Source organism: Halioglobus sp. Uisw_031 (assembly GCF_047729875.1).
Taxonomy (GTDB): domain Bacteria; phylum Pseudomonadota; class Gammaproteobacteria; order Pseudomonadales; family Halieaceae; genus Marimicrobium.
The window spans coordinates 390,599-405,746 of the sequence record NZ_CP159826.1 but is presented as its reverse complement, the minus strand read 5'-3'; the positions used below and the strand labels follow the sequence as shown (position 1 = coordinate 405,746).

General features: G+C 53.0%; 13 protein-coding genes. 7 read left to right on the top strand and 6 right to left on the bottom strand.

What is annotated here, in order from left to right; translation table 11 throughout:
* The first annotated feature begins 223 nt into the window (after window positions 1-223).
* The 3 genes from ABXT62_RS01810 (at window position 224) to ABXT62_RS01800 (ending at window position 3,823) form a co-directional block, all read left to right on the top strand.
* Entirely contained in the window at window positions 224-1,288 is a 1,065-nt protein-coding gene (locus ABXT62_RS01810) for a phosphotransferase family protein (RefSeq protein ID WP_415356844.1), read from the top strand.
* 161 nt (window positions 1,289-1,449) lie between these two features.
* On the top strand, window positions 1,450-3,036 hold the full coding sequence (gene gshA, locus ABXT62_RS01805) for a glutamate--cysteine ligase (RefSeq protein ID WP_415356843.1): 1,587 nt from the start codon (window positions 1,450-1,452) through the stop codon (window positions 3,034-3,036).
* Window positions 3,037-3,319: 283 nt separating this feature from the next.
* Window positions 3,320-3,823 carry a disulfide bond formation protein B gene (locus ABXT62_RS01800; protein ID WP_415356842.1) on the top strand — a complete coding sequence of 168 codons (504 nt, stop codon included), beginning with the start codon at window positions 3,320-3,322 and terminating at the stop codon, window positions 3,821-3,823.
* Between the two features lie 216 nt (window positions 3,824-4,039).
* Here ABXT62_RS01800 and ABXT62_RS01795 read toward each other — a convergent pair whose 3' ends face one another.
* Window positions 4,040-4,846 carry an FKBP-type peptidyl-prolyl cis-trans isomerase gene (locus tag ABXT62_RS01795; RefSeq protein ID WP_415356841.1) on the bottom strand — a complete coding sequence of 269 codons (807 nt, stop codon included), beginning with the start codon at window positions 4,844-4,846 and terminating at the stop codon, window positions 4,040-4,042.
* A 152-nt stretch (window positions 4,847-4,998) separates the two neighbouring features.
* Window positions 4,999-5,493: a TIGR02444 family protein gene (locus ABXT62_RS01790; RefSeq protein WP_415356840.1), complete on the bottom strand. Its 495-nt coding sequence runs from the start codon at window positions 5,491-5,493 to the stop codon at window positions 4,999-5,001.
* Window positions 5,494-5,569: 76 nt separating this feature from the next.
* On the opposite strand from ABXT62_RS01790, the gene ABXT62_RS01785 reads away from it, so the two are divergent.
* Complete coding sequence (locus ABXT62_RS01785; protein WP_415356839.1) at window positions 5,570-7,453, top strand: ABC-F family ATP-binding cassette domain-containing protein; 1,884 nt, start codon at window positions 5,570-5,572, stop codon at window positions 7,451-7,453.
* Between the two features lie 141 nt (window positions 7,454-7,594).
* Here ABXT62_RS01785 and ABXT62_RS01780 read toward each other — a convergent pair whose 3' ends face one another.
* Complete coding sequence (locus tag ABXT62_RS01780) at window positions 7,595-7,867, bottom strand: GIY-YIG nuclease family protein (RefSeq protein ID WP_415356838.1); 273 nt, start codon at window positions 7,865-7,867, stop codon at window positions 7,595-7,597.
* 15 nt (window positions 7,868-7,882) lie between these two features.
* Window positions 7,883-10,018: an FAD-dependent oxidoreductase gene (locus ABXT62_RS01775; protein ID WP_415356837.1), complete on the bottom strand. Its 2,136-nt coding sequence runs from the start codon at window positions 10,016-10,018 to the stop codon at window positions 7,883-7,885.
* A gap of 374 nt (window positions 10,019-10,392) precedes the next feature.
* Here ABXT62_RS01775 and trxA point away from each other — a divergent pair, with 374 nt between their 5' ends.
* The 3 genes from trxA (at window position 10,393) to ubiD (ending at window position 13,856) form a co-directional block, all read left to right on the top strand.
* Window positions 10,393-10,719 (top strand): thioredoxin TrxA, encoded by a 327-nt coding sequence (trxA, locus tag ABXT62_RS01770; protein WP_415356836.1) that lies wholly within the window; start codon window positions 10,393-10,395, stop codon window positions 10,717-10,719.
* Window positions 10,720-10,954: 235 nt separating this feature from the next.
* Window positions 10,955-12,223: a transcription termination factor Rho gene (rho, locus tag ABXT62_RS01765; protein ID WP_415356835.1), complete on the top strand. Its 1,269-nt coding sequence runs from the start codon at window positions 10,955-10,957 to the stop codon at window positions 12,221-12,223.
* 148 nt (window positions 12,224-12,371) lie between these two features.
* Window positions 12,372-13,856, top strand: a complete 1,485-nt coding sequence (ubiD, locus tag ABXT62_RS01760) for a 4-hydroxy-3-polyprenylbenzoate decarboxylase (protein ID WP_415356834.1) — start codon at window positions 12,372-12,374, stop codon at window positions 13,854-13,856.
* 64 nt (window positions 13,857-13,920) lie between these two features.
* Here ubiD and ABXT62_RS01755 read toward each other — a convergent pair whose 3' ends face one another.
* Window positions 13,921-14,889: a heme biosynthesis protein HemY gene (locus tag ABXT62_RS01755; protein WP_415358246.1), complete on the bottom strand. Its 969-nt coding sequence runs from the start codon at window positions 14,887-14,889 to the stop codon at window positions 13,921-13,923.
* Between the two features lie 4 nt (window positions 14,890-14,893).
* Entirely contained in the window at window positions 14,894-15,145 is a 252-nt protein-coding gene (locus tag ABXT62_RS01750; RefSeq protein WP_415356833.1) for a hypothetical protein, read from the bottom strand.
* Window positions 15,146-15,148: the final 3 nt, after the last annotated feature.

Here is a 15,148-nt window from a genome sequence, read left to right as displayed (position 1 = left end):
AAAATCGCTCTATTCATGCAGCGTACGCTAAAGGTCAGCATGCTGAGCCTGACCCATAATTTGCTAAGTAATTTCTGTAATTTCGTTGCGTTAAAGAATCTCGCTAGAGGTCACTTGTGCAGAGTTCTTTCTATCTTCCCCATCATCAACCGCGCAGTAGCCAGAGAAGCTGATCGCAAGTATTCTATCAAACTGTCAATCGCCAAAGCTTAGGAGCTAACCCGTGGATAACGCCCGCCCAACACCACTGATAGAAGATATCGATGGCACTCGTCGAAAGCTGGAATCTTGGATTTCATCAAATCGGGGACGAGACGTCCGCATCGAAGAACTTTCTATTCCGGAGGCCACCGGCATGTCCAATGTCACACTTTTGTTTGACATAACCTGGGACGAAGACGGACAGCAACGCAGTGAGTCGCTGGTGGCACGACTACAGCCGGCAATTGAGCGCCCGGTATTTCCGGACTACGACTTGAGCCTGCAGTATGAAGTAATGGACGCTGTCGGGCGATTCAGCGATATACCCGTGCCAGAATTGTGCGGGCTAGAGACAGATAAGTCTTTGCTGGGCGTACAGTTCTACCTAATGAAGCGGACAGATGGTCGCATACCCACCGACATGCCCCCTTACAATATGGATGGCTGGATGATGCATGAAACCAGTATAGAACAACGTCAACATCTTTGGCGTACATCGGTGGACACCATGGCGCGCTATCATCAACTGGACTACCAGGAAATGGGCTTCGGCAAACTATTGGTGCCGGGCAAAACGCCACTGCAACAGCAATTAGTGTACTGGGAAAATTATCTGAACTGGGCGCTGGAAGGTGCAGGCCACGACATTGGACAACGGGCACTGGACTGGCTGCAGGCCAACCAACCAAAGGAGGAATCCACTGTACTGTGCTGGGGTGACGCTCGCTTGGGTAATATTATCTTTAAACCGTCGCTGGAGGGTATCGCCGCAGTGCTGGACTGGGAGATGGCAGTTCTGGGCAATCCAGTGCAGGATCTGGCTTGGTTCAATTATCTTGACGCTACGTTCGCTGAGGGACTGGGAATGCCGCGACTGGAAGGTCTGCCAACTTATGAGCAAACGATTGCTCAATGGGAGCAAGCCTCGGGTTTTTCAGCCCGTGACTATGCCTACTACCAAATTTTTGCCGGGATGCGCTTTGGACTTATTATGTCCCGCATTATGCTGGCCACAGGGCAGGACAGTGAAGTACAAAATAGTTTCGCCTGCCAGCTACTGGAGAAATATTTGGACCGTATTATCTGAGCCGCCGTTGAGGTAGAAACAGCGGCGCAACTGTACTCTGTCGACTTTGACAGATACACTTGCCGCCGTCTTCTATACGCTGCATAAACCGCACAAGCGAATGCTTGTCCGAAAACGGCTTTGCGATAGCCTGCAAACCTGTTCATCAAAAGGAGTTCCGATTGTCTTCCCATTTGCAAAAGCAGTTGCAGGCACTGGGGCAACCTGAAGCCAGGGGTATGCTCACAGGTATCAAACGCGGCATTGAGAAAGAGAGCCTGCGCATCGAGGCCAAGGGAACACTGGCACAGACACCGCACCCCGCTGGACTGGGCTCCGCCCTAACCCACTCTTTTATTACCACCGATTATTCAGAAGCGCTGCTGGAATTTATTACCCCGGTCAATACCAGCATGGAAGGCAGCCTGCAATTACTGGAAGACATTCACAGTTTTGTCTATCAAAAAATTGGGGACGAAATACTGTGGTCGGCCAGCATGCCCTGCATTATGTCGGGTGACGCAAGCATACCGGTAGCGCAGTATGGCAGCTCCAATGTGGCGCGCATGAAAACGGTTTATCGATCGGGCTTGGGTCACCGCTACGGCCGTATCATGCAGGCCATTGCCGGCATTCACTATAACTTTTCTATGCCACAGGAATACTGGAACCACGCTTGGGAGAGTGCCGGCTGCCCAGGCGAGAAACAAGACTATATCAGCGAACGCTACCTGGGACTGATCCGCAATTTTCGGCGCTACTCATGGCTGCTAATTTATCTGTTCGGCGCATCTCCCGCGGTCTGCTCCAGCTTTCTAGGAGGACTCGATCGCCATGGCATGGAAGCCTTTGACGACCAAGCTAAAAGTCTTTATCTGCCCTATGGCACAGCGTTGAGAATGGGCGAGCTTGGCTACAGCAGCGACGCCCAGAAAGATTTGAATGTCTGCTACAACTCTCTCGACGATTATGTGGATACTTTGTCCAGCGCGATAAAGCAGCGGCATTCGACTTACAGTGATATCCCCTCTGGCCAGGAGGGCAACTACCAGCAGTTAAATGACAGCCTGCTGCAAATCGAGAATGAATTTTATAGCTCGATACGACCTAAACGGGTGGCAAACTCAGGAGAAACTCCGTTGTGCGCATTAGTCCGAGCCGGCATCGAATATATCGAAGTGCGCAGCGTCGACATCAACCCATTCTCTCCCGTGGGCCTCGACGATACGCAAATGCGATCCCTCGATACCTTCCTACTGTATTGCCTGCTGCAAGATAGTCCGGCCTGCAACGATGATGAGCAGCTCGTGCAGAACGCCAACTTAAAGGCGGTGGTAAATACTGGCAGGCAACCAGGCCTGCAGCTTAACAACGGAAGCGATGACATTCCCATGGTCGAGTGGGCCAATGAGCTACTCAGTGCGATGCGCCCGATTGCCGAAATGCTCGACACGGCGCATGATTCAGGCGACTACATTGCCAGCCTGGACTGTCAACTTGGCAAGGTAGCAGATCCGGAGTTAACGCCCTCAGCGCGTATCCTGAAAGAAATGCACGACAAAAATCTGCCTTTCTTTCGCCTGGCCATGACCTACAGCGAGAAATGGGCACAATACTTCCGTGAACGAACGCTTTCAACGGATGTTCAGATTGCCTTCGAAGAGGAGGCACAGCGTTCATTACTGGCCCAGCGTGATATCGAAGCGTCGGACGATATCAGCTTCAAGCACTATCTAGACAACTTCTTCAGCCAGTACGAGGGACTTTAGGGTCTCTGACGGTGCACTTCCTCCCAACCTGCGGCGCTATGCCGAAATGCTCATTGATCTCAGCTTTGATCACTACCTCAGTCTGCACCGGTCGCGGTTTTCTGATGTGCCGTTAGCAGACTTTAATACAGTGACCTATCTTAATCGGGTGGAACATGAAGCGTCTTTGAGCCATGGCGCCTGCAGGAATACGGCAAGACCCAGCATTGCGCTGAGAGGGAAAAGCCCCTAGTGTAGCCACGTCGCCCATTGAGCTATGATCACCGCGAGGAATGTAGAATCCATGCCACACGCCCCCTCCCCCCGACTGGTATTTATCGGCCTCGTGCTCTTGGCGGTGGTATCGATGCTGTTTGCGCGACTCTATCTACAGGCATTTCTCAACTTGGAGGCCTGCCCCCTGTGCATGACACAGAGGGTCTTTGTCGTAGCGTGGGGCTCGATAGCCCTGATCGCAGCCCTGCACAATCCACTTGGCTGGGGTAGCCGGGTATACGCGGCACTGTGTGGACTGGCCGCGTGCGCAGGCGCGGCCGTGGCCGCTCGACATGTGTGGCTGCAACACCTACCCGAAGACCAAGTGCCGGCCTGCGGCCCCAGCCTAGATTATATGTTGGAAAACCTGCCTTTCGAGGACACGCTAAGTATTGTTTTTGCCGGTGACGGGAATTGCGCAAATGTCAGCTGGTCATTGCTCAGCTTTAGTATTCCGGAACAAACGTTAGCCGTATTCTGTGCCGCGATTCTAATCTGTCTGTGGCAGACAGTACGACGCACTCCTGTGTAAAACATTGGCCGCTTTCTGAACAAGTTTGGGGTCAGTGGGTATTGTCGATGCAGAGCATTTAAAGGACTGAAAGATATCTGGAGAAGTTAAAGCGCGGCATCTCAGCCCTTTCAGAGGTGCTGGTGGCACGCTTTATGCTGGAAGACCCGCTGATTGCCGGTCTTCACAATCGACACCGACGCCAGGTAAAACCCAAGACGCCGAAGTCGGTTTAGCTTAGCCTTCGGCAGCAGGCTCTGCTGCGTCAGATCCGCTTGCGTCCGCTTGATCGGGAATGGCGATCAGTTCAACTTCAAAAATCAACGCTGAATCGGGTCCAATCACCTGACCCGCACCGCCGGCGCCATAGGCCAGATCAGACGGAATCGCCAAGAGCCACTTGGAGCCAGTAGGCATTAGCTGCAATGCCTCTGTCCAACCGGGAATGACCTGACTAACGCCAAAGGTCACTGTCTCGCCACGGTCGATGGACGAATCAAACACCGTGCCATCAACTAGCGTACCGCGGTAGTGCACTTCGACTTGATCGTCTGGTCCAGGCATTGGGCCTGTTCCTTCCGTAATCAGCTCATATTGCAGACCTGATTCGGTCGTGACCACACCGTCTTTGGCTCCGTTAGCTTCCAAGAATGCAGCCGACGCAGCAGCATTGGCTGCGCCCGCTTCGGCCTGTACCGCCGCCATCTCAGCCGTTGCTTTTTCCTGATAAGCCTGCATTTCTGCGGCAATTTCTTCCTCGGTCAGACGTGACTCTGAACCCGCCAACGCGTCGGAGAGTCCCGCATTAAATGCGCCCGTATCTAGAGGCACACCGTCAGCAGCCATGCGCTGACCAAGGCCAAACGCAATGCCATAGCTCAAACGTTGATCAGAGGTTGCCAAATCAGCGTCTGCAGCTGGAGCAGCATCTGCAGCAGGAGCGGTGGTTGTGGCTTCATCCCCAGCGGCAGCCGGTGTTTTTTGGTTACAACCTTGCAGAGCGACAAGACTGGCTAACGTAAACAGCAGTAAATACTTCTTCATAATTCGTCCCATTGTCTTCAAAAAAATCGTGAGAATTGTGTATGTGCTTACCATTGTGACGTTTGACTCTAGGGATGACATCAGTTGTTCCCCGAGCTCCCACAATGGACCGGCTATCTTACTACCCACAAAGCTTAGACGCTACCCCTGCCTCACGGCCGGAACAACAGGGTCAAACGCTCTATAGCAGCAAACCGGCCCTCGTCCTCCTGACCCGAGAAAGACGCAACCAGCGCCAAGTTTTCACGCAAGGGCCGGGCGGCCCAGGGCAATCCAGCAGACCCCTGATAATACGCATACATCGTGTCCTGCTGCTGTCGTTCTGCGCGTAACTCCAAGGATTTGATCTCGTCACGTACACCTACCGCATCAGGTACTTGGCGCCATCGTTGACGCAAGGCGCGCAGCGGTTTGACCATGTCATGCCGCCAATCCGCGATGAGGGCCTCCACCCCAGCCAGATGGTCATGACTGAGACGCTGCTCCCGCTGTGCCAGCCACGCCGCATAAAATAACACGTTCACATCTAGGCCAAACATGTCCTGCAACGCAAGGCATGCGGGAGCCACCCCTTCTAGGCTGTACGTGGCAATAGAGTAGTCCCACAGCGGGTTGTTGCTCATCATGTAACCAATTCGCTTATGCACTTGCGACAAACCTTACACCAACCGTGCCCGGCTGCACTAGCCCGCAGCGGATCCGGCGGGTAGAATTCGCAACCTCATGATCATACTGCGTAACATAGACTTTCGTCGCGGCAGCAAACTGCTGCTGCAAGGTGCCAATGCCACCATACAGCCCGGACAGCGACTGGCGCTGATTGGTGCGAATGGCTGTGGCAAATCTAGCCTGTTCTCACTATTACTCGATAAGCTTGGTGCCGATGCTGGCGACATCGAGGGCATAAATACGTTACGGCTATCGCATATGGCGCAGGAAATTCACGCGACCTCGCTGCCTGCAGGAGAATACATTTGGCGCGGCGATGCGCTGTTAGGCCGGTTACATGACGAAGTGGCAGCGCTGGAAGCGGCTGGGGAATTCGATAAAACCGCTAGCGTTCACACCCAGCTGGAGGAAATTGACGGCTATAGCGCAGAGCGCAGAGCACAGCGCCTTCTGCAGGGCCTCGGATTCGCCGAAGATGCCGCAGGCAGGTCGGTCAGCGAATTTTCCGGCGGATGGCGTATACGTCTGAACCTGGCGCGCGCGCTAATGACACCTTCAGACATCCTGTTACTAGACGAACCCACCAACCACCTAGACCTAGATGCCACACTGTGGCTACAACAGTGGCTGCAGCAATATGGCGGCACGCTGCTGATGATTTCTCACGACCGAGACTTCATCGATGCCACCTGCGAACGCATCCTGCATATTGAGCAAAAACAACTGTTCACCTATAAAGGTAATTACTCCGACTTCGAACGGCTGCGCGCTGAGCGTCTCGCCAACCAGCAAGCCAACTATGATAAACAACAGCGGCGCATCGCCGAGATCGATGATTTCGTGCGGCGTTTTCGCTACAAGGCCACCAAGGCCAAGCAGGCACAGAGTCGGCTGAAGGAACTGGAACGCATGCAGTCTCTGGCCCCGGCCCATGCCGATTCACCCTTTGACTTCAGCTTTCCTGCACCACCGAGAAGCAGCGACCCCCTGCTGCGTCTGGATGAGGCTATGCTGGGATACGGTGGCGTAACCGTGCTGTCCGGTGTGGACATACAGTTACGTCCCGGCAGCCGCTATGGACTGTTAGGCAGAAACGGTGCCGGAAAATCCACTCTGCTGAAAAGCCTCATTGGTGAGCTCCCTCTGCTGGGTGGCACGCGCATTGTCGGAGAGCATGTCAGCATCGGCTACTTTGATCAGCAGCAACTAGAGGCTCTGGACATGCAGGCCAGCCCAGTCCTTCACCTGCAACGACTTAGCCCGGACGCACGGGAACAGGACATTCTCAATTTTCTGGGTGGTTTCAATTTCCGCGGTGATGCCGCCACCGCCGCCGTTGCCCCCTTCTCAGGAGGCGAGAAAGCACGCCTAGCACTGGCAATGGTGGTCTGGCAAAAGCCCAACCTGTTGGTACTGGACGAGCCCACTAACCACCTCGACCTAGAGATGCGCCACGCCATGGAAGTCGCCTTGCAGGCCTACGAAGGCGCCCTGGTACTGGTGAGCCATGACCGCCATATGCTGCGTAATACGGCAGAAGAATTACTGCTGGTTCACGATGGCCAGGTCGAGGAATACACGGAGGACCTTGAGGGATACGAGCGCTGGATTTTATCCAGCTACAGGCAAACCGAAAAACGAGATGCGGGAACTACCGACACCTCGCGCAAGGAAAAACGCCAGCAAGCAGCCACGCTGCGTGAAAAACTCAAACCGCTACAAAAACAGCTGAATAAAACCGAAGCTGACATGTCCAAGGTCAGTCTCGCTATGCACGACGTGCGCACACAGCTTGAAAACAACGATCTCTATACGGAAGATCACCGGCAGACACTGGCTGACCTACTCAAACGCGAAGGGGAACTCAAAGTTCGGGCGGAAGAACTGGATGAAGTCTGGCTCGATCAGCAGCAGGCTCTGGAAGAACTATCACAATAACTGCAGCGGCCTCGACACTGCACTTAAGCTATCGTGGCGGCCCGTTAAAAATGTAGTCAGAAGTGCTGTGACTTCATCACACCTCGAGATCTTCATTAACGTAAGCAGATTATTCTGGCAGTAGATCGGGAACGGACTTAGTTATCGCTCATTGCCTATCAACCGAAGCTTTTCCCTTCTACTGAGTTGTTTAATTGCTATTTCGCGTTGTAGTGCAGCTCCGTGATTAGGAGCCTCCTTAGACCACATCAAACACACAGGTCGACGGCCTCGGGTATATTTGGGGCCGCCAGTTTGTTCGCCATTGTGTTGCTGAAGACGGCGCTGGAGATCTTTGGTAACCCCCGTGTAAAGTGTCGCGTCAGCACATTTCACGATATAGACGTGCCATGCCTCGCCCAATAATGCCGTCACGATTAGATGCTACATTCAGCCTCGATTCCATCGATGATAACGCTCGACCCAACGTAATAGTCCTTCCGGCTTGCGCGCCTTACGCCATTCACCTGCCAAAAACTTGTTGCCCTCGCTGAGCGTCGGGTAAATGTGGATAGTCGCCAGTATTTTCCCTAGACCCAAACCATGTTTCATTGCCAACACAAATTCATTGATTAATTCCGAGGCGTGGTAGCCTACAATAGTGGCTCCGAGAATACGGTCACGACCCGGCTCGGTCAGCACTTTAATGAACCCGTGTGCCTCACCATCAGCAATGGCACGGTCCAGCTCAGACAGTTCGTAGCGGCTTACCTCAAAGGCGATATTGGCGGCCCGCGCCTCGTCCTCATTCAAACCAACACGCGCCACCTCGGGGTCAGTGAATGTCGCCCAGGGTACTACCGAGTAATCCACCTTGAACGTGCGAAAGCGACCAAACAATGCATTTACGGCTGCATACCAAGCTTGATGGCTCGCCATGTGGGTAAACATGTAGGGGCCGGCCACATCGCCACAGGCGAAAATAGTCGGTATAGCGGTACGCAAACATGCATCCACTTCAACCGTCCCTTCAGGGCCAACAGCAATATCCAGATTTTCCAGTCCCAGCCCCTCAACATTGGCACTGCGACCAACCGCGAGCAATACGCGGTCAAAACTCAATTCCCGCTGTCCTCGCGGGGTACTGAAAACACAGGTCTGCTCGTTCTCCGCAGCGTCAAAAAATAGCGGGTTATAATTTGCATGCACCTTTACATGTTGTCGCCGAAATTCTGCGTGTACCCGTTCAGAAACCTCCGTGTCTTCACGAGGCAGCAGTCGGTCAGCATGGGTCACCAGCGTGACTTTGCTACCCAGCCGAGCAAATGATTGCGCCAGCTCACAACCGATGGGCCCCGCTCCCACTACCAGCAAGCGTTCGGGCAAGTCCCTAATATCCCACACCGTATCTGACGTCAGGTAATCAAGCGCGGCGAGACCAGGGATATCAGGAACTCTGGGCCGGGCACCTGTGGCTATCACAATATTTTTCGCCGTCAGCGTGTGGCCATTGACCTCCACCTCCCACGGCGAGAGAATTTTTGCATCACCCTGAACACAGTTCACGCCTAACTCAGTGAACCGCTCCACCGAATCATGTGGTTCGATCGTCTTGATAATATTCTGGACACGCTGCATCACCTTGGGGAAATTCACCTCTACCGACATCGGAGCCAACCCAAATTCTTCTGCTCGCCGCGCATATTGCGCAATGCGCGCAGAGCGAATCAGAGCCTTGCTGGGCACGCAGCCAGTATTTAGGCAATCACCACCCATCTGGTGACGCTCAATCAGGGTAACTTTCGCCTTTACAGTCGCTGCAATAAGCGAAGCAACTAGACCCCCCGAGCCGGCTCCAATCACAATCAAGTTATTATCGAACTGTTTGGGCTTGGGATAGGCAGCCAGAATCAGCCGAGGCTTTAGAGCCCCAAGTAACCATCTGGCAATAAAAGGAAATAGCGCCAACAGGGCAAAGGAGCCCAATAGCGGCAAAGAAATTATGCCGTAAAGCGACTCTAACTGGCCTAATTGTGTCCCCGCATTTACGAACACCACCGTGGCCGGCAACATACCCAGCTGCGACACCCAGTAAAAAGGCCAGGGGCGAATCGGCAGCAAACCCATCAGTAAATTGATCATAAAAAACGGAAAGATTGGCACCAGTCGAAGCGAAAATAGATAGAAGGAGCCGTCTTTTGCAAAACCTCTGTTTAACGCACCCAGATGCCGGCTAAAACGCTGCTGAACCCAGTCCCTCAACAGCAGTCGCGAAACAAGGAAAGCCAAAGTCGCCCCAATACTACTGGCAAATGATACCAGCAGCATTGCATACCAAAAGCCGAAAAGGGCGCCGCCAGCCAATGTCATCACGGCTGAACCGGGCAACGACAGCGCCGTGACAACAATATAGCCCGCAAAAAATATCAGGCCAGCCAACAACGGATTGTTCCCGCACCACTCGCGCAGACCACCGATGCCTTGCTGCAGGGTTTCAAGCTGCAGGTAGCTGGCCAGATCGAAGAACCACCAGGCACTGAGGGCAAATACGATAATGACTATTACTAGAATTTTGGGGTTGCGCACATTGATAACCTGACATTAATTAGCTCGAGTATGCCTAAATCTCAGAAGATCAGACAACCACCTGATGCCAGCCTATCACGGCAAGGTTCACTATTATTTTAGTTTCGAAAAAAGCGTAGAACAAAAATCGCCTCAGGGCCGTATAAAGTACTAGCTAACTGGACTCGGGCGCGCCTAAATGCACTTCTTAGCGTGCCTAGAGGCTAGAGCCCAAAAACGCAGGCGGATCGAACCGCATTCGGCGAACAGTGCTCGGAAATATGGCCCTGCCAAAAAACTCTAGTCCGACAGTTGTGCACCAACAATCCAGTGGTATCATTACCTGCTTTCAAAACCATGTCATTATCAAGACCTTGAATCAACCGGAGAACAACATGAGCGATCAAATCGTACACATCAGCGATGCCACTTTTGATGCGGAAGTATTAAATTCCGACGTCCCCGTATTAGTAGATTTTTGGGCAGAATGGTGTGGCCCCTGCAAAATGATCGCACCGGTGCTTGATGAGCTTGCCGCGGATTACGGCGGCAAATTAAAGATATGCAAAGTCGACGTAGACGCCAATCCGGACATTCCCCAGAAGTTCGGCATTCGCGGCATCCCAACGTTAATCATGTTCAAGAATGGCAACGCAGAGGCCACCAAGGTTGGCGCATTATCCAAGACGCAATTGAAAGATTTCATCGAGGAAGTGATCTAAAAAAATAGAAGCTAGGGCCACAGAAGCTCCCAACATGCGTAATCGCTTGGCCTATTGAGAGAAAAAAGCAGTAGACGGCCCTATCGGGCCGTGCTACATTCCAATCCGGTGCATATTCCTGTGCCCACACAATAAACTTGTAACTCACGAAAAAGCCGCTTTTTGTTGGTATCTCCGACAAGCTTTCATTTGCACCCCATACTTCTTTCTAATCACACACATACTTACCTTCCTTATGAATCTGACTGACTTAAAAGCAAAATCTACCCAAGACATCATTGATATCGCGAAAGAGATGGGCTTGGACAACATGGCCCGCTCGCGCAAACAAGATATTATTTTTGCCGTACTGAAGCGTCACGCCAAAAGCGGTGAAGACATTTACGGTGATGGCGTACTGGAGATTTTACAGGATGGCTTTGGCTTCCTACGCTCCGCCGACAGCTCGTACTTGGCCGGCCCCGACGATATATACGTTTCACCCAGCCAAATTCGCCGGTTTAACCTGCGCACGGGTGACACCATCTCCGGCAAAATTCGCCCACCTAAAGACAGCGAGCGCTACTTTGCCCTTCTAAAGGTGGACGAGGTCAACCTCGACAAGCCTGAAAATTCCAAACACAAGGCCCTGTTTGAAAACCTCACACCGCTGTTCCCAGACCAGCGCCTGACCCTGGAAACAGGTAACGGTAGCACCGAGGATCTCACAGGCCGAATTATTGATCTGGTTGCACCCATCGGAAAAGGTCAGCGCGGATTACTGGTTGCACCGCCCAAAGCGGGCAAAACGATCATGATGCAAAGTATCGCCCAAGCGATAATCACCAACAACCCCGAGTGTTACATCATTGTGCTATTGATTGATGAACGCCCGGAAGAAGTGACTGAAATGCAACGCTCAGTGGGCATTCGAGGCGCCGAAGTGGTGGCTTCTACCTTTGATGAGCCGCCGTCGCGCCACGTGCAGGTTGCCGACATGGTGATCGAGAAAGCCAAACGTCTGGTAGAACACAAAAAGGACGTGGTGATCTTGCTAGATTCGATAACTCGCTTGGCTCGCGCCTACAACACCGTTATTCCTAGCTCTGGAAAAGTATTGACCGGCGGTGTTGACGCCCATGCTCTGGAGCGCCCAAAGCGCTTCTTTGGCGCAGCGCGTAATATCGAGGAAGGCGGCAGCCTTTCAATTATTGCGACGGCCCTGGTCGACACCGGCTCCAAGATGGATGAAGTGATCTATGAAGAATTTAAAGGCACTGGCAACCTAGAATTACATCTAGATCGCAAGATCTCTGAAAAGCGCGTTTATCCCGCCATCAATATTCGTCGCTCTGGCACGCGCCGGGAAGAGCTGCTTACCGCGGATGATGAATTACAGCGCATGTGGATCCTGCGCAAACTGCTGCACGGCATGGAAGACACCGCCGCTATTGAGTTCTTGACTGACAAGCTTAAAGAAACCAAGACGAACGAAGAATTCTTTAAGTCTATGAAGCGCAAGTAATCCCGGGTTCCGATCGAATAATGCGTGACAGCGAAGCTTGTGCTGGGACATCAAAATAACAGTGGCAACAAGCGGCCTAGACGCGTTGCCTCTCGATGTTACAACGTGTAATGTCCTGCGTTAAACGTTAACGAATAGACAAAGCCTAGTGAAATACACTGATCTCAGAGATTTTATTGCTGCGCTGGAAAAGCGCGGTGAACTGGTGCGCATTCAAACTGAGGTCGACCCCAAACTCGAAATAACAGAAATCGCCGACCGCACCCTGCGCGCCGGCGGTCCTGCCCTCTTGTTCGAAAATCCGAAAGGTTTTAACACACCGGTACTCGCTAATCTGTTCGGTACTGAGCAACGTGTTGCCCTGGGCATGGGCGCACAAGACCTAACCGCCCTCCGCGAAATCGGAGAGCTGCTCGCTTATCTGCGCCAGCCGGATCCGCCCAAGGGCATGCGTGACCTGTGGGACAAAGCACCCCTGCTAAAGCGAGTTTTGCACATGGCGCCCAAGGTGGTGCGCAATCCACTTTGCCAATACCACGTAAAGCAGGGCGCAGATGTTGATCTTTATACGCTGCCTATTCAGACCTGCTGGCCGGGCGATGCAGCACCGCTCATTACCTGGCCACTGGTGATCACCCGTGGGCCGAGCAAGGAACGCCAGAACCTGGGGATTTATCGCCTGCAACTTCTGGCGCGCAACAAACTGATCATGCGCTGGCTGTCACACCGTGGCGGCGCGCTGGATTTCAGAGAGTGGCAGAAAAAGCACCCTGGACAACGCTACCCGGTGGCTGTTGCACTGGGCGCTGACCCGGCCACAACCCTAGCGGCCGTCACCCCAATTCCTGACACCCTCTCAGAGTACGCCTTTGCCGGTCTGCTGCGTGGCAGTAAGACCGAGGTGGCTGAATGTTTCACACCGCTGTGCCGCGAACATGGCCTACAATTGCCAGCCTCGGCAGAATACATTCTGGAAGGGTATATCGCGCCGGACGAAATGGCTGACGAAGGCCCGTTTGGCGACCATACGGGTTATTACAATGAGGTCGAGCGCTTCCCTGTGTTTACCGTTGAGGCCATCACGCACCGAGAATCACCGATTTACCACAGCACCCACACCGGACGCCCACCTGACGAACCCGCCATACTGGGCATGGCTCTCAATGAAGTATTCATTCCGATATTGCAAAAGCAATTTCCAGAGATTATCGACTTTTACCTGCCGCCAGAAGGCTGTTCCTACCGCCTAGCGGTGGTTACCATACGCAAGGAATACCCGGGACATGCCAAACGCATCATGTTGGGCGTATGGTCTTTTCTGCGACAGTTTATGTATACCAAGTTCGTCATTGTCACAGACGAGGATGTGAATGCCAGAGATTGGAAAGATGTCATCTGGGCAATGACCACACGCATGGACCCGCAGCGAGATTCAGTCTTCATCGAGAATACGCCCATTGACTACCTGGACTTTGCCTCACCGGTATCTGGACTCGGCTCCAAGGTTGGCTTTGATGCGACTAACAAATGGCCGGGGGAAACCCAGCGTGAGTGGGGCCACCCCATTGCCATGAGCGAGCCGGTGAAACAACGGATCGATGAATTGTGGGACGAGCTTGGCATCAAACTCTAGTCTGCTATCGGCTGCGTGTCGTCAACACGATAAAACTCAATAATATTTGCTACCGCGCAAGGATTTAGGCGTCAGTGGCGATTTTAAGCGGCAGCGCCAGATCGGGCAGCTCATCTTCGCTCAGCAACAAACCCTCGCGAAAATACGCATTGGCTGCCTCGCTTTCACCAAGACTTGTCAACAAACGACCCAACTCAGCGCAAATCTCCGCACTGTGTTCAACCCGGTAACTGCTCTCGAAATATAGCCGTGACTTGCTCCACACTTGATTGCGCGCCGATAAACGGCCCAAACACAGTAATAACTGGGGGTCGTCTGGGTGAGCTTTCAACCACTTTTCAGCCTGGGACAATTGACGACTGGCATTCTGGCCCTTTAAATAACCATACTCCCGAACCAAAGCGGGTTGCCACGCCTGCTTCAGGGCATGCAGGATGACCCTCTCGGCCGAGTCATAATCTTCACACTTGATGAGATTACGCACATAGATCTCGGCAATGCCGACATCGCTCTGTAAGGGCTTTGGCACTTTTTTCCAAATTGCGTGCAACCGATCTAAATCTGCATTACACCGCTGCAATCTGTTGTGATGAACCTGCTTCTCGAGTCGCTGAAACGCCTCACTCGACAGCTGTTTGTGCTTTCGCAGCTGCGGCAACAACTCCAGCAGCGTGTCCCAGTCATTCAACCCTTGGTACGCTTGGCTTAACAGGCTAAGCACATACGGGTGACGGGGGACATTGCTTTTTGCCTGTGTCAGCAATGCAAGGGCCTGCTTATATTCTGAGGCCTGCAATTTCATTTCAGCATGCATCATTTCAATCGCCACAGCGGCTGTAGGCTCCGCTTCACCGGCCGCATGCAAATACTCAGGCACTTTGTCGGTATCGTGTAATTTTGCGCTGGACTGAGCCGCCAGTAGATAATTGATCAACGGTGCCTCGTTGTTTTGCACGCCACTTAATAACTGACGCCGCGCTTCGACCCAGTTACCCTCGGTAAAACTGATCAATCCGCGGGTACTGAGTCGCAGGGCCTTATCTACCTTGCGGGTTCCCAGCCACGAGAATAGCGACCGCTGTCCGCCAATAATCCGATACGTTCAAACGAACCAGCAGGTAAACCGCCAGAAGCAGAAGCGCAAATAACAACAAACCCACCCATAGGCTTGCCTCCAATGTGTAGTTGCCAAAGGACAGCAGTACATAGCCAGGGTCGGCCTCAATAAGAGCAACGACACCTACACCCAGCAGCAGTGCGACCAGAGAAATAATGAATAATTTACGCATGAC

Excerpts from the sequence above, each read along its gene's own strand:
- rho (WP_415356835.1), top strand. The coding sequence starts at position 10,955 with ATGAATCTGACTGACTTAAAAGCAAAATCTACCCAAGACATCATTGAT.
- ABXT62_RS01800 (WP_415356842.1), top strand. The coding sequence starts at position 3,320 with ATGCCACACGCCCCCTCCCCCCGACTGGTATTTATCGGCCTCGTGCTC.
- ABXT62_RS01795 (WP_415356841.1), bottom strand. The coding sequence starts at position 4,846 with ATGAAGAAGTATTTACTGCTGTTTACGTTAGCCAGTCTTGTCGCTCTG.
- ABXT62_RS01785 (WP_415356839.1), top strand. The coding sequence starts at position 5,570 with ATGATCATACTGCGTAACATAGACTTTCGTCGCGGCAGCAAACTGCTG.
- trxA (WP_415356836.1), top strand. The coding sequence starts at position 10,393 with ATGAGCGATCAAATCGTACACATCAGCGATGCCACTTTTGATGCGGAA.
- ABXT62_RS01750 (WP_415356833.1), bottom strand. The coding sequence starts at position 15,145 with ATGCGTAAATTATTCATTATTTCTCTGGTCGCACTGCTGCTGGGTGTA.